Raw genomic sequence first — 13,321 nt, 5'->3', positions numbered from 1 at the left:
TGACACCCCCGACCCCGTCGGTGCGGCTAGGTTGCTGATGTGAGTCCTAAGAACCCGGCGAACGTGCTCATCGTGCACTGGCACGACCTCGGGCGGCACCTCGGCGCCTACGGCCATGACGACGTCACGAGTCCCCGCCTGGACCGGTTCGCCGCGGAGAGCATCGTGTTCACCCGCGCCCACGCCACCGCCCCGCTGTGCTCACCGTCGCGCGGATCGCTGTTCACGGGCCGCTACCCCCAGTCCAACGGCCTGGTCGGCCTGGCGCACCACGGCTGGGAGTACCGCGCCGGCGTCCGGACACTGCCCCAAATTCTGTCCGAGAACGGCTGGCGGACCGCGTTGTTCGGCATGCAACACGAAACGTCCTACCCCGCCAAGCTCGGCTTCGCCGAATTCGACGTGTCGAACTCCTACTGCGAGTACGTCGTCGAGCACGCGACCGCCTGGCTGGAGAGCACACCGGCACAACCGTTCCTGCTGACGGCCGGGTTCTTCGAAACGCACCGGCCCTATCCGCCCGAGCGCTACCGGCCCGCCGATCCCTCCGCTGTCACGGTCCCCGACTACCTGCCCGACGACGCCGAGGTGCGCCAGGATCTCGCCGACTTCTACGGGTCGATCACCGTCGCCGACGCCGCAGTCGGACACCTGCTCGACACCGTGGAAGCCACCGGACTCGACCGCACCACCTGGGTGGTGTTCATGACCGACCACGGCCCGGCGATGCCGCGGGCGAAATCCACCCTCTACGACGCCGGCACCGGCATCGCGCTCATGATCCGGCCACCGCGTGACGCCGGCATCCGACCGCGCGTCTACGACGACCTGTTCAGCGGCGTGGACCTGCTACCAACCCTGCTCGACGTTCTCGGAGTGCCGATTCCCGCTGAAGTCGACGGTCTCTCGCACGCCGGCAACCTCACGGCGGTCCCCGAACGTCAGGTCCGCAGCGCGGTGTACACGACCAAGACTTATCACGATTCGTTCGATCCCATCCGGGCGATCCGCACCAAGGACTACAGCTACATCGAGAACTACGCCCGCAGACCGCTTCTCGACATGCCGTGGGACATCGCCGACAGCGCACCCGGCCGCAGGGTTGCGCCGCAGGTGGGCGGCCCCCGACCGGATCGCGAACTCTACGATCTGCGCGCCGATCCCGCAGAACTGCACAACCTGCTGGCCGCCGACGATGCACGCGACGCCGAGATCGTCGCCGCCGACCTCGCGCTGTTGCTCGACGACTGGAGGGTGAAGACCAACGACGTCATCCCGTCGGACTTCGCGGGAACGCGGATCTCGGAACGCTATACGCAGACCTATCTGCGGCTGCACGGCCACGAGGTGACCAGCCGCTCGGCCATCGCCGCCGAGCGCGGCATCGAGGTCGATCATTCCGGTCAAGAGAAAAACTCATCGTGAGCCATACACACTGGTCAGCGCGGGTTATTCAAGGCGGTTAGGCTCTCGCGCATGTCCGCGAAGCCGTCGGCCTACCTGGTACTCGCCTCGCAGCGCAGCGGCAGCACGCTGCTGGTCGAGTCGTTGCGTGCGACCGGCGTCGCCGGTGAGCCCCAGGAGTTCTTCCAGTACCTGCCCAAGACCAGCCAGGCTCCCCAACCGCGGGAGTGGTTCGCCGACGTCGACGACGAGTCGATCCTGCGCCTGCTCGACCCGTTGGACGAGGGAACCCCCGACCTCGCGCCGGCCACGATCTGGCGCGACTACATCCGCACCGTCGGCCGCACGCCCAACGGGGTGTGGGGCGGCAAGCTGATGTGGAACCAGACGCCGCTGCTGCTCGACCGCGCCAAGGACCTCCCGGACCGGTCCGGTGACGGGTTGCTCGCCGCGATCCGCGACGTGGTGGGCAGCGATCCCGTCCTGATTCACGTCTACCGGCCCGACGTCGTCTCCCAGGCGGTGTCCTTCTGGCGGGCGGTGCAGACGCGCGTGTGGCGCGGTCGCCCCGACCCGGTGCGCGACGCCAGGGCCGAGTATCACGCCGGGGCCATCGCGCACGTCGTGACGATGCTGCGCGCCCAGGAGGAGGGCTGGCGCGCCTGGTTCGCCGAGGAGGACGTCGAGTTCATGGACGTGCCCTATCCGGTGTTGTGGCCCAACCTCACCGAGGTGGTCGCCGAGATCCTCGAGAAGCTGGGCCAGGATCCACGCCTGGCGCCGGCGCCGGTGCTGGAACGCCAGGCCGATCAGCGCTCCGACGAGTGGGTGGACCGGTACCGGGCCGACGCGCAGAGGGAGGGATTACCGACATGAGTGTCGCCGACATCGAGACGCTGCGGGTCGATGAGCTTCGGCTGCTCGAGGCCGAAGCCGTGCACATCATCCGCGAGGTGGTCGCCGAGCTGGAGCGGCCGGTTCTGCTGTTCAGCGCGGGTAAGGACTCGATCGTCCTGCTCCGGCTGGCCGAGAAGGCGTTTCGGCCCGCCCCGCTGCCGTTTCCGGTCATGCACGTGGACACGGGCCACAACTTCGACGAGGTCATCGAGTTCCGTGACCGCCGCGTCACCGGTCAGGGCCACAGGCTGATCGTGGCCTCGGTGCAGGAGTCGATCGACAAGGGCCGGGTGCCCGATCCGGGCCCGGGCGCCTCCCGCAACCGGCAGCAGACCCGCACCCTGCTCGACGCGCTGGAGGAGGGCGGCTTCGACGCCGCGTTCGGCGGCGCCCGCCGCGACGAGGAACGCGCCCGCGCCAAGGAACGCATCCTGAGCTTCCGCGACGAATTCGGGCAGTGGGATCCGCGGGCACAGCGGCCGGAACCGTGGTCGCTGTACAACGGCCGCATCAAGAGGGGCGAACAGGTCAGGGTTTTCCCGCTGAGCAACTGGACCGAACTCGACGTGTGGCGATACATCCAGCTGGAGAACCTCGAGTTGCCGTCGATCTACTTCGCCCACGAGCGTGAGGTTTTCGCGCGCGACGGCATCCTGCTCGCGGTGTCGCAGTACGCCCGGCCCACCGACGGTGAGACCGCCGCCGAGGAGTGGGTGCGCTACCGCACCGTCGGCGACCTCACGATCACCGGCGCCGTGCGCTCACGCGCGACCGACATCGAACGCGTCATCGAGGAGATCTCGGCGGCGACGGTGTCCGAACGCGGCGAGACCCGCGCCGACGACCGCACGTCCGCGGCGGCCATGGAGGACCGGAAACGCGAGGGGTACTTCTGATGTCAGGGCTAGCGAAGCGCAGCGTAGCGACGGGAGAGACAGCATGAGCACACGCCAGCTCCTGCGCATCACCACCGCCGGATCGGTCGACGACGGCAAGAGCACGCTGATCGGCCGGCTGCTGCACGACACCGACAGCCTGCCGCTCGACCACCTCGAGGCCGTCACGGACGCCGAGGGCATCGCCGACCTGGCCGCCCTGTCGGATGGGTTGCGCGCCGAACGCGAACAGGGCATCACGATCGATGTCGCCTACCGGTTCTTCTCCACCGAGAACCGCAGCTACATCCTCGCCGACACCCCCGGTCACGAGCGCTATACCCGCAACATGTTCACCGGGGCGTCCAATGCGCACGTCGCGGTGTTGCTGGTCGACGCGCGGGCCGGTGTGCTGCGCCAGACCAACCGGCACGCGCGCATCGCGAAACTGTTGGGCATCAAGCACTTCGTCGCGACGGTGAACAAGATCGACCTCGTCGACTTCGACGAAGGACGGTTCACCGAGGTGCGCAGAGAACTGCACCAACTCTCCGAGCGCCTCGGCGGTATCGACATCACCGTCATCCCGATCGCCGCCAAACACGGCGACAACGTCGTCACACGGTCCGTCAACACGCCGTGGTACCACGGGCCGACGCTGCTGGAGTATCTCGAGGCGGTGGAACTCAGTGCTCCTCAACCCGAGCCGAGTAAACTGCGGCTGCCTGTGCAGTGGGTGTCCCGACCCACGGCCGAGCAGCGCCGCCGCTACACCGGCCGCCTGTCGGCGGGCACCCTCAGTGTCGGCGATCCGGTGATCAGCCTGCCGGCGGGCACCCGCTCGACGGTGACCGTGGTGGACACCCTCGACGACGGGCGGCCCGTCGGCGTGGCACCGCTGTCGGTGTCCATCGAGCTGGCCGACGACATCGACGTCGGACGCGGCGACGTGTTCGTCAGCGGCGCGCACGATGCGACGCTGCCGGTGCCGGCCCGTGAACTCGACGCCACGGTCTGCTGGTTCTCGGATGCGCCCTTACGCGCCGGCGACCGCGTCGCCCTCAAGCAGGCCACCCGCACGGTGCGGGCGACGGTGCAGGCGTTGCACAGCCGGCTCGACCCCGAGACGCTCGACGAGTTCGACAATCCGGTCGAACTGGTCCTCAACGACATCGGGAGCGTGACGCTGCGCACCAGTTCGGTCGTGGTGGCCGATGCGTACGCCGACAACAGGGACAGCGGCGCGTTCATCCTCATCGACGAATCGAGCAACGACACCGTCGGGGCGGGCACGATCCTCGAGCCCCGCGAGGTCAAGCCCGGCGTGCAGACCCGCAACGACATCCGTTGGCACCCTTCGTCGCTCGACCGCGGGCACCGGTGGAAGTCCACCGGTCAGCGGGGTGCGACCATCTGGTTCACCGGCCTGCCGGCCTCGGGGAAGTCGACGATCGCGGTGGCGGTGGAACGCGCGCTGGTGGAATCGGGTCAGGTGGCCTATCTCCTCGACGGTGACAACATCCGCCACGGCCTGTCCGACGATCTCGGCTTCTCGGCCGGTGACCGTGCCGAGAACATCCGGCGCGTCGGGCATCTCACGCGCTTGTTCGCCGACGCCGGTGTCGTCGCGCTGGCGTCGCTGGTGTCGCCGCTGAAGTCCGATCGCGAGATAGCCCGCGCCCTCAACGACGCGGCCAAACTGCCGTTCCTCGAGGTGTACGTCGCCACCCCGGTCGAGGAGTGCGAGAAGCGCGACCCGAAAGGTCTCTACGCGCGGGCCCGCGCCGGTGGACTGAAGGGGCTCACCGGGGTCGATGCCCCCTACGAGCCACCCGAGAACGCCGATCTGGTGCTCGACACCACCGACGCCGACATCGACCAACTGGTGGCCCGGGTGATCGACCTGCTCGACGCCACGCGCTAATTCACCCGCGCGACCACGAACACCCGGCGGAACGGGAAGAACGTCCGCCCGTCCGGCCGCGCCGGATACGCCGCCGCCAGCAGTGGGATCAGCTCGGCGCGGAACTGCTCCCACTGCTCGTCGGTGAGCCGGCTGCGCACCGGCCGCAGCGCGGTGCCGGTGATCCAGTCGAGGACCGGGTGCGCACCGGTCAGCTCGTGCACATAGGTGGTCTCCCAGGCGTCGACGGTGCAGCCGGCATCGGTGAGCAACTCGGCGTACCCGGACGGGGTGTCGATCACCTTGCCGACCCGAAACGGGATGTCGCGCAGGGGCTCTGCCCACGGCTCCCGCCCGGCGAGCTGCCGCACCGACTCGTGGGAGGGGGCATCGAAGTTTCCCGGCACCTGCATCGCCAGCCAGGATCCGGAGCCCAGCGCGCCCGCCCACCGGGTCAGCAGGTCGGCGTGTTCGGGCACCCACTGCAGGGTGGCGTTGCTCAGCACGACGTCGGTGTCCGGCCGGGGCTGCCAGTCCCGCACATCCCCGACCTCGGCGGCCACGCCGCGCTCCCGGGCCGCGGCCACCATCTCTTCAGACGAGTCCCACGCCTCGATCACCGCCGACGGCCAGCGCCGGCTCAGGTCGGCGGTGAGATTGCCCGGCCCGCAGCCGAGGTCGACCACCCGGCGGGGCGCATCGGCACCGATACGCGCGAGCAGGTCGAAGAACGGCCGGCCCCGGTGATCGGCGAACGACAGGTAGACCTCGGGGTTCCACATGCCGTCAGTCTCGCACCGGCGGGCGACGGCCGGGCGCGCTCAGGCGCCCAGCGCGCGGCGTTTCTCGGCCGACAGGAACGCCGCGGTGTCGTAGTAGGTGCGGAACGCGTCGATCGTGTCGCCGTCGGACTCGAGCACGCTCACCCCGTCGTAGGCGAAGTCGGTGCCGTCGCGCAGCGTGCCGGTCGAGGTCCACTCCAGGAACGCCGTGCGTTCCCCGTCCTCGGTGTGCCGGAACGTCGCCTCGATCGAGTCGAACACGTCGCGGTACTGCTGCCAGAACGTGCGCGCCCCATCCTTTCCGTGCTGACCGTGCGGGATGCCCGCCTTGGTCAGCGTGGCGTCGTCACTGAACAGTTCGACCAGCGGGTCGACGTCCCGGTTCTCGTGCAGTTCGCCGAGCGCGGTCACGAATCGCTTCATCAAGTCGTGCATGACCACGCGATACCCGGCGCGGACCCGCCGACACGGGCCGTCAGACGATCGTCACAAATGACATACCATCGCCGAAACCGCGCACCTGTGCGGAAGGCGCACCGGTCAGAAAGGGCAACCAGTGTCTGTGACCGATCCGGTCGATCCGCCCGTCGGGTTCCCCGATGTCGCGGGCGGCGACGCCGGGGCCCGCGGCCTGCCGCGCCGCATCGACCTCACCCTGCGTCAGCGGCTGATCGTCGACTCGTCGGCGGCGGCGGACGTGGCGCTGCGCACCGGGGTCGCCTCGCTGGTCGGTGCGGCGATGCTGCCGTCGCTGATCGGTTCGGCGGTGCGGCCCGCGGCGGCCCGCACCGATGCCGAGCACCTGCGGTTCTACGGGGAACTCGCCGCCGCGCAGGATCCGCAACTGTCGTTTCCCGCGCCCACCGAGCCACCGCGCATCGCGTCGCGGCCGGCCAACCCCGTGGCCGAGTGGACCGCGCACGGCCACGTCCACAACCTGCGCTTCCGCAGCAGCTTCGAGGCGGTCAACCCGGCGCTGCGCGACCGGTGCCGCGGCTATGCGCGCAACAACATCGTGCACGCCCAGCACTGGCGTCACACCGACGGACCGCGGCCGACGCTGTGCGTGATCCACGGCTTCATGGGGTCGGCCTACCTGGCCAACGGACTGTTCCTCGCGCTGCCGTGGTTCTACCGGTCCGGCTACGACGTGCTGCTCTACACGCTGCCGTTTCACGGCCGGCGTGCCGAGAAGAACTCGCCGTACAGCGGTTACGGCTTCTTCGCCAACGGCTTCGCCGGCTTCGCCGAGTCGATGGCCCAGGCCGTGCACGACTTCCGGTCGCTCATCGATCATCTCGAGTTCACGGGCGTCGACAGGGTCGCGGTCACCGGCATCTCGCTGGGCGGCTTCACCTCGGCGCTGCTGGCGTGCGTCGACGACCGGATCCAGGCGGTGATTCCCAATGTCCCGGTGGTGACGCCGGACCGCACGGTCGACGAGTGGTTCCCGGCCAACAAACTCGTCGCCCTCAACCGCCGGGTCGCCCGCATCGACCCGGACCTGGAGGCCGCGGCGTCGCGCTACCCGTCACCGCTGAACTACCCACCGCTGGTCCCGCGCGAGCGCCGGCTCATCATCACCGGCCTCGGCGACCGGCTCGCGCCGCCCGAGCAGGCCGAGCTGCTGTGGCGGCACTGGGACCGGTGTGCGTTCCACTGGTTCCCCGGCAACCACCTGCTGCACGTCAGCCAGCCCGACTACCTGCGGCGGATGACTCGGTTCCTGCGCGACTTCATGTTCGACTGACTAGCCGACCTCGGCCGTGCGGCGGCCGGTCACCGGCCAGGACAGCGGTGCCGGCGCATCGGCGCCGGGCCGCGCGGTGTCACCCTCCAGGCGCGAGGTCGAGAAGGGGTGCAGCGCTTGCAGAGCCGGCCGGTGCCTGCCGCGCTGCGGGGTGAGCCCGGCCACCGGCGCACCGGCCGGCGGGCGGTCCGCGGTGCGCACCGCGCAGCCGGCGATCAATTCGGGATGGGTCGCGGTCCCGGTGATGTCGAGGGCCGTCCACACCTCGGTGGCCGGCTGCGCCGCGACGGCGGCGAACGTCTCGGCCAGCCGACCGTCCACCCGCACCCGGTAGGCCGCGGTGAATCCGGACTCGTCGCGCAGCCCGCGCCACGTCTCGCGCGCCGACGGCGGCACCGGCGACTCGGCGTCGTCGACCGCGCTGACGTCCCAGCCGATCTCGCGGAGGTGGTCGGCCAGCCGGCGCACGGCGATGTCGGTGGTCTCCCGCAGCGGCAGCCGGGCCGAACGGGCCCGCAGTGCCGCGAGATTGTCGGTGGCGCCGAGGGTGAGCGCGATCCAGGTGGTGCGCACGCCGGCCGCGTCGCGGCTGACCAGCCGGACCTTGTCGGCCCGCAGCCCGTAGCGGTCGACGTATCCGGCAAGCAGCGGCACCGGCAGCGCATCGTCCGGTCCGGCGTCCACGCGCAGCACCGCCGTCTCGTACCGGCCGGAATGCGGCGCGTGTCCACGGCCGCGGTTGCGCCGCACGATCGCCAGGCGACGGCGCACCAGCTCGGTGACGAAATGCCCTCGCCACCAGGCGAACAGGACGACGACGGCGACGATCGCCGCGCCCAGGACCCAGCGGTCGATGGTCGTATCCCACGGGTACGCCAGCGCCGCCGGGATGACGAACAGCAGCGCCAACGTGATCCTGGCCGTCATGAGGCCGTGTCCTTTCGTCGTCGGGTCACCACCACGGCGGCCAGCACCGCGCACGCGAGCACCGCGGTGCCGATCAGGGCGACCGTTCGAGGGGTGCGATCGGGTTCGGACGGCAAAGCCGGTGCCGCAACGGGTCTGGGACCCGCCGGGGCGGCGGTGCCGGCGGGCAGCTGCCAGGTGAGCGCCGCGACCGGGTCCACGCTGCCCGCGCCGACCACGCTCGACGGCGAACGGGGACCGCCGTGGGCGGTCGCGGTCAGCCGCTGCACCACCTGCTCGGCGGTCAGCTCGGGGAACCGGCTGCGCACCAGCGCCGCCACCCCCGCCACGTAGGCCGCGGCGTAGCTGGTGCCGCTGACCGGGTAGAGCTCGTTGCGGTCGCCGGGCAACGCGTTGGCCAGCCCGCCGTCGGGGGTGTTGCTCACCGACGAGATGGCTTCACCCGGTGCGGCGATGCCGACCCACGGTCCGGCCATCGTGAAGTCCGACGGCTGCCCGGTGCTGGTCAGGGAGCCCACCGACAGGACGTAGGGCTGCCACCACGACGGGATGGACACCGAGGTGACACCGCCCCAGTTGCGGGGATCGCCCGGCCGGCTCAGATCCGTCGGGGGGTTCGACTCGCACGCCGACCCGGTGGTCACGCCGCCGCGGTGGTTACCCGCCGCGGCCACGATCACGGCGTCTTTCTCCCGGGCGGCGTAGCGCAGCGCGGCCCCGAGCTCGGTCTGGTCCACGGTGCGGTTCGCGGGCAGACACGTCACCACGGAGATGTTGATGACGCGGGCGCCGAGGTCGGCGGCGCGCACCACGGCGCGGGCCAGGCCGGCCACATCGACGGCGGCCCGGGTGATCGCGGGATCCTCACCGGGTGCGGCCGGCGCGAAGCGCGGTGAGTTCTGCCGGATGGACAGGATTCGGGCGTCGGGCGCCACGCCGGAGAACCCGTCGGCGCCCGGCTTACCGGCGATCAGCCCGGCGACCAGGGTGCCGTGGCCGTCGCAGTCGGTGAGTCCGTCGGTGGCGCCGAGGAAGTCGCCACCCGGATCCACGTCGGGCAGTCGCGGCCCCGGCTGCACGCCGGTGTCGATGACCGCCACCGTCTGCCCCGCCCCGCGGCTGTGCTGCCACGCGCCGGACAGGTTGAGCGCCAGAACGTTCGGGCTCACCGCCCCGGGGTCGCTGCCGGGCAGGACACCGGCGACGACACAGTCACCGCGCTGCGCCATCGGCTGCACCGGTCCCGCGCTGCCCGACGGCGGCGTCACCCCGGGGTCGACCTGCGGCGGGCTGATCGCGCCTGCGGGCGGTGCGCTGAGCAGCATCACCGTTGCCGTGACGGTCAGCAGCGCCAAGGGCCGGATCACCTGTTGAGCACCCAGGCGAACAGCCCGATCAGGTAGGCCATCACCGGGATCAGCGAGGCGTCGACGCCCGATGCGGCGAAGCCGACCAGCCGCCGCATCGGCAGCGAGTAGGTGTCCGGCGAGGCGATCGAGGGGTTGAGTGCCACCACCGTCACGGCCGCCACGATCACGACGAGCGCCAGCAGCGCCCACCACGCCGCGTCGAAGCGGTCGGTGGCGGCGAACAGCACGACCAGCGAGACGGTCAGCAGCACGGGGTGGGCCAGCAGCCACGCCTTGCACGGCGCCGAATCCCACACCCGGGCCCGCAGCGTCGCACCGGCGGCCGCGGCCACCACGACGTACCACGCCCACGGCGACGCGTCCGACGGGCCGACCAGCGCGAGCGATCCGGTGAGGCTCAGCAGCACCCCGGCGGCCAGGAATCCGGTCTGGTGGGACTGGCTGACCGCGACCCGCCGCGGCAGGTCCTCGAGCACCCGCAGGGGCTGCGCCGACGGCGTCGGATCACCCGGGGCCGGCAGCACGGGCAGCGGGAACCGCGCCCACATCGCGGAGAGCTGTGCGGCCTGCACGGTCACCAGCAGTCCGATCAACACCAGCACGCACCCGAGCACCGTGCTCGACAGCGTCCACACCGTGGCGGCGGCCGCGGCCAGCAGCACACCGAAGCCCGTGGCCGCCGTGGCGGTGAACAGCGCGACGGCGCGCTCACCGGTGGTCAGGCTGATCACCGACCACGCGGTGACGCCCGCGGCGGCCAGCAGCACCTGGGCCGCGCCGAAGTCACCGGGCACCGCCAGCGCGAAGGCCGCGGTCACCGGGAACAGGCCGGCGATCGCGACGGCGCTGGCCAGCCGGGGCGACGTGGAGCGGGCCAGCAGCGCGCCGAGCACCGCGGCGATCGCGACGGCGCTCACGACGAACAGGCCGATCAGGTCGCCGGTGACGACGCGGTGCGCCACCCCCAGCCCGGTGGCGGTCAGGATCGACAGCACCACGGCGGCCGCGGCGGCGCGCTGGATGTGCCCTGCGCCCCAACGCTTCTCCTGTGCGGCCGAGAACAGCACCGCCGCGTCGGCGATGTCCTCGACGATGCGCGGCGCGGCCGGACCCGCAGGCACCGGCTGCAGCGCGAGCAGGTCACCGTCCACGACACCGACGGTGTCCAGGGTCGCGTCGAGGCTGAACGGCGCTCCCCCGATCGGCGCCAGGCTCAGCCTCGTCGGATCGGGTGTGGAGTCCTCGGCGTCGTCGTGCGGGCGCGCCATCCGCTGCACGGCCGGAAGGATCTCGCGCAGCGCCAGATTCGAGGGCAGGGCCATCTCGGTGAGCCGGCCGCCGTCGTCGCCGCCGGCGAGCACGGCCACCCGCACGATCGGCATCACAGTGTTGTCGGACATTGTCGTGTTCTCGGTTCTCTCGTGTCGTGGTCGTCGAAGTCTCGGGTCAGGGGTTGGTCGGGGAACCAGGGCCCACTGGGCAGAGCGCCGGTCAGGCGTTCGACCGCGGCGGCGATGGCGAAGGAGGTGCCCGGCGCGAACGTCGACACCCACTCCCCGTCGAATGCCCGCTGCGGGCTCACCAGCACCCGGCCCGCCGTGGTGTCGACGATGCTGACGCCGACGTCGGTGCTGACCCGGTGGCCGTCGCGGTGTTCACCGGCGACGATCTCGACGTAGCTGCGCCGGGCCGGGTCGAACGCCGCCTCCACCACGGGCCGCGCCGACGCCGGGATACCCAGGAAGTCGAGCACCTCGGCCAGCGGCGTGCCCCGGCGGATCCGTTCGTCGGCCCGCGCACCGACCGCCATCGGCAGCGTGAACTCGTCGAACCGGCCCGGCGCGCGATGCGACAGCCCGGCGCACAGCACGGGCACCAGCGCATGCGGGTGGTCGATGTCCATCGCGGTGAACGTCACCAGCTCGCGGTTGCGCAGCGCCACCACCGTGCGTCCCGCCCGGCGTGCCACCACGCCGCGCAGCAGATCGCCTGCACCCGAGACGAATCGGAGGTCCAGCCACTGCTCGGCCCGGCACACGACCATGAGCCAGTCGGCCACCCTCGGGTCGACGCCGCCGTCCTCGGCGAGCACGCCCAGCGCGGTGAGCCGGGCCGCCGTGTCCTCGGCGAACGACGCCCGCTCGGCCTCCTGGCTGTAGGGCGGTGTGATCGCCAGCACCCAGGGGAAGGTGCCTGCGCCGATCACCTCGGCGAGGTACCAGGCCGCAGCGTCGGTCAGTTCGACGGCGTTGGGTCCCACGGCACCTGATGCCACATCGGATCGCGGGCCGGGCGGCTCAGCCCCACTTGGCGCCTTCGGCCATGTCGCGCGCGCTCATCGACATGGTGTTCATCTCGTGGGTGCTGGCCATCGCGCGGTAGGCGTGCACCAGTTCCTCGAGGCTGGCGTTCCACTGGGCCTGCCAGGCCTGGTACGTCATCCCGGTGTCGCCCTGCCAGGCGCCGGCCAGTGCGGCCTGCTCACTGGCGATGTCGGCGCCGACGGCGTGCATGGCACCCGCGTAGCCGGACATCTCGCCCGCATGCGCCAGCATGGCCGGGTAGTTGTACATGATCTGAGACATCGGATCTCCTGAAGTGTCGTGAAGGCGGGCGTCAGATGGCGGTGTAGGTGCTGGCGGCCGCGGCGTCCTCGGCGACGTAGGTACCCGCGGCGTCGCCGAGGTTGACCTGCGCGATGTCGAGCAGCGCGTTGATCTTCGCCGACACCTCGATGAAGCGGGCGTGGGCGGCCTGGAAGGCGGCCGCGGACTCGCCCATGTGGAAGGCCTGGGAGGACTGGGCGGCCTGTTCGGCCTGGGCCATGGTGCTGCGCATCAGCGCGGCCTTGGCGCCGAACGCGGCCTCGGAGGCGACGAGTTGGGGAATGTGGGCGTCGAGCATGCTCATGGTTGTTCCTTTCGGCGGAGGGATCGACGGGGCGTCGGACGGTCGGGTACGGGCGGTTCGCTCAGGTGCGCGGTCCCCCCTTCCGGGTCCTCTGCATCCTCGGCGTCCCACGTGCCGGGCAGCAGCGGGCTGGCCGGGCCGTTGCCGAACGCGTCCGCGGACAGGGTGGTCAGGCCGCCCACCGCGGTGTCCGGCCGTGCGGTCGCCGCGCCGGTGAACCCCATCGGGCCCGCACCGCGCGCGGACGCCGCCACCCGCGGTGCGACGGGCGGTTCGTCGAGGTCGGGGTCGGGTTCGTAGTCCATATAGGCGTCGGCGTACGCGCGGCCCTTGACCTCGGCGACCTTGCGCCTGCGGCGTTTCCGGCGGGCAGCGGCCGCGGCGGCGGCCGCCGCCGACGCCGCTGCGGTGATGTCCGAGGCGGGGGCCTTGGCGCCGGTCGAGTCGCGCACCGTCGGCGTGAAGCCCTCGCCCGGGTCGCCCCCGGGCACCGCGTACCGCAC

Annotated in this window: 13 protein-coding genes and 1 pseudogene; 5 read left to right on the top strand and 9 right to left on the bottom strand. The window is 71.3% G+C overall.

Features of this window, described 5'->3' with window-relative positions; genetic code table 11:
* Positions 1-39: 39 nt before the first annotated feature.
* Genes E4P42_RS22670 through cysC form a run of 4 tightly spaced genes read left to right on the top strand, consistent with a single transcriptional unit; the run spans position 40 to position 5,100 of the window.
* Positions 40-1,425, top strand: a complete 1,386-nt coding sequence (locus tag E4P42_RS22670; protein WP_135128363.1) for a sulfatase — start codon at positions 40-42, stop codon at positions 1,423-1,425.
* A 51-nt stretch (positions 1,426-1,476) separates the two neighbouring features.
* The gene (locus E4P42_RS22665) at positions 1,477-2,280 is read left to right on the top strand and encodes a Stf0 family sulfotransferase (protein WP_135128362.1); all 804 of its coding nucleotides are present in this window, start codon (positions 1,477-1,479) and stop codon (positions 2,278-2,280) included.
* A complete protein-coding gene (gene cysD, locus E4P42_RS22660) occupies positions 2,277-3,197 on the top strand; it encodes a sulfate adenylyltransferase subunit CysD (protein ID WP_135128361.1) in 921 nt (306 codons plus the stop codon). Before E4P42_RS22665 ends, cysD begins: the two co-directional genes overlap by 4 nt.
* A 43-nt stretch (positions 3,198-3,240) precedes the next feature.
* Positions 3,241-5,100, top strand: a complete 1,860-nt coding sequence (gene cysC, locus E4P42_RS22655; RefSeq protein ID WP_135128360.1) for an adenylyl-sulfate kinase — start codon at positions 3,241-3,243, stop codon at positions 5,098-5,100.
* On the opposite strand, the gene E4P42_RS22650 is transcribed toward cysC, so the two are convergent.
* Both E4P42_RS22650 and E4P42_RS22645 read right to left on the bottom strand, forming a co-directional pair.
* Entirely contained in the window at positions 5,097-5,861 is a 765-nt protein-coding gene (locus E4P42_RS22650) for a trans-aconitate 2-methyltransferase (RefSeq protein WP_135128359.1), read from the bottom strand. The genes cysC and E4P42_RS22650 overlap by 4 nt on opposite strands.
* A 39-nt stretch (positions 5,862-5,900) precedes the next feature.
* Complete coding sequence (locus E4P42_RS22645; RefSeq protein WP_167759582.1) at positions 5,901-6,284, bottom strand: nuclear transport factor 2 family protein; 384 nt, start codon at positions 6,282-6,284, stop codon at positions 5,901-5,903.
* A 133-nt stretch (positions 6,285-6,417) separates the two neighbouring features.
* Here E4P42_RS22645 and E4P42_RS22640 point away from each other — a divergent pair, with 133 nt between their 5' ends.
* On the top strand, positions 6,418-7,611 hold the full coding sequence (locus E4P42_RS22640) for a S9 family peptidase (RefSeq protein ID WP_167759581.1): 1,194 nt from the start codon (positions 6,418-6,420) through the stop codon (positions 7,609-7,611).
* Here E4P42_RS22640 and eccE read toward each other — a convergent pair whose 3' ends face one another.
* From eccE to E4P42_RS22605, 7 genes and pseudogenes are all read right to left on the bottom strand, one after another.
* Complete coding sequence (gene eccE / locus E4P42_RS22635) at positions 7,612-8,538, bottom strand: type VII secretion protein EccE (protein ID WP_135128356.1); 927 nt, start codon at positions 8,536-8,538, stop codon at positions 7,612-7,614.
* Positions 8,535-9,863: a type VII secretion-associated serine protease mycosin gene (mycP, locus tag E4P42_RS22630; RefSeq protein WP_167759585.1), complete on the bottom strand. Its 1,329-nt coding sequence runs from the start codon at positions 9,861-9,863 to the stop codon at positions 8,535-8,537. The genes eccE and mycP overlap by 4 nt, the downstream gene beginning before the upstream one ends.
* A 38-nt stretch (positions 9,864-9,901) precedes the next feature.
* Positions 9,902-11,308: a type VII secretion integral membrane protein EccD gene (eccD, locus tag E4P42_RS22625; RefSeq protein WP_135128354.1), complete on the bottom strand. Its 1,407-nt coding sequence runs from the start codon at positions 11,306-11,308 to the stop codon at positions 9,902-9,904.
* Positions 11,290-12,168, bottom strand: coding sequence for an ESX secretion-associated protein EspG (locus tag E4P42_RS22620; protein ID WP_135128353.1), 879 nt, complete (start codon positions 12,166-12,168; stop codon positions 11,290-11,292). The genes eccD and E4P42_RS22620 overlap by 19 nt, the downstream gene beginning before the upstream one ends.
* Positions 12,169-12,205: 37 nt before the next feature.
* Positions 12,206-12,493 (bottom strand): WXG100 family type VII secretion target, encoded by a 288-nt coding sequence (locus tag E4P42_RS22615; protein WP_135128352.1) that lies wholly within the window; start codon positions 12,491-12,493, stop codon positions 12,206-12,208.
* Positions 12,494-12,524: 31 nt separating this feature from the next.
* Positions 12,525-12,818, bottom strand: coding sequence for a type VII secretion protein EsxS (locus tag E4P42_RS22610; protein WP_135128351.1), 294 nt, complete (start codon positions 12,816-12,818; stop codon positions 12,525-12,527).
* Positions 12,815-13,321: pseudogene (locus E4P42_RS22605) on the bottom strand (hypothetical protein); the annotation flags it as partial. The gene E4P42_RS22610 and the pseudogene E4P42_RS22605, both read right to left, overlap by 4 nt.

Origin of the sequence: Mycobacterium sp. PS03-16 (genome assembly GCF_004570325.1) — a bacterium.
GTDB lineage: Bacteria > Actinomycetota > Actinomycetes > Mycobacteriales > Mycobacteriaceae > Mycobacterium.
The sequence above is the reverse complement of the archived record's forward strand: the minus strand, read 5'-3'. Positions and strand labels throughout refer to the sequence as shown.

Bases quoted from the DNA above. Each gene is read 5' to 3' on its own strand.
- mycP (WP_167759585.1), bottom strand. From the start codon at position 9,863: ATGCTGCTCAGCGCACCGCCCGCAGGCGCGATCAGCCCGCCGCAGGTC.
- E4P42_RS22665 (WP_135128362.1), top strand. From the start codon at position 1,477: ATGTCCGCGAAGCCGTCGGCCTACCTGGTACTCGCCTCGCAGCGCAGC.
- cysD (WP_135128361.1), top strand. From the start codon at position 2,277: ATGAGTGTCGCCGACATCGAGACGCTGCGGGTCGATGAGCTTCGGCTG.
- E4P42_RS22645 (WP_167759582.1), bottom strand. From the start codon at position 6,284: ATGAAGCGATTCGTGACCGCGCTCGGCGAACTGCACGAGAACCGGGAC.
- cysC (WP_135128360.1), top strand. From the start codon at position 3,241: ATGAGCACACGCCAGCTCCTGCGCATCACCACCGCCGGATCGGTCGAC.
- E4P42_RS22615 (WP_135128352.1), bottom strand. From the start codon at position 12,493: ATGTCTCAGATCATGTACAACTACCCGGCCATGCTGGCGCATGCGGGC.
- E4P42_RS22610 (WP_135128351.1), bottom strand. From the start codon at position 12,818: ATGAGCATGCTCGACGCCCACATTCCCCAACTCGTCGCCTCCGAGGCC.
- E4P42_RS22650 (WP_135128359.1), bottom strand. From the start codon at position 5,861: ATGTGGAACCCCGAGGTCTACCTGTCGTTCGCCGATCACCGGGGCCGG.
- eccD (WP_135128354.1), bottom strand. From the start codon at position 11,308: ATGTCCGACAACACTGTGATGCCGATCGTGCGGGTGGCCGTGCTCGCC.
- eccE (WP_135128356.1), bottom strand. From the start codon at position 8,538: ATGACGGCCAGGATCACGTTGGCGCTGCTGTTCGTCATCCCGGCGGCG.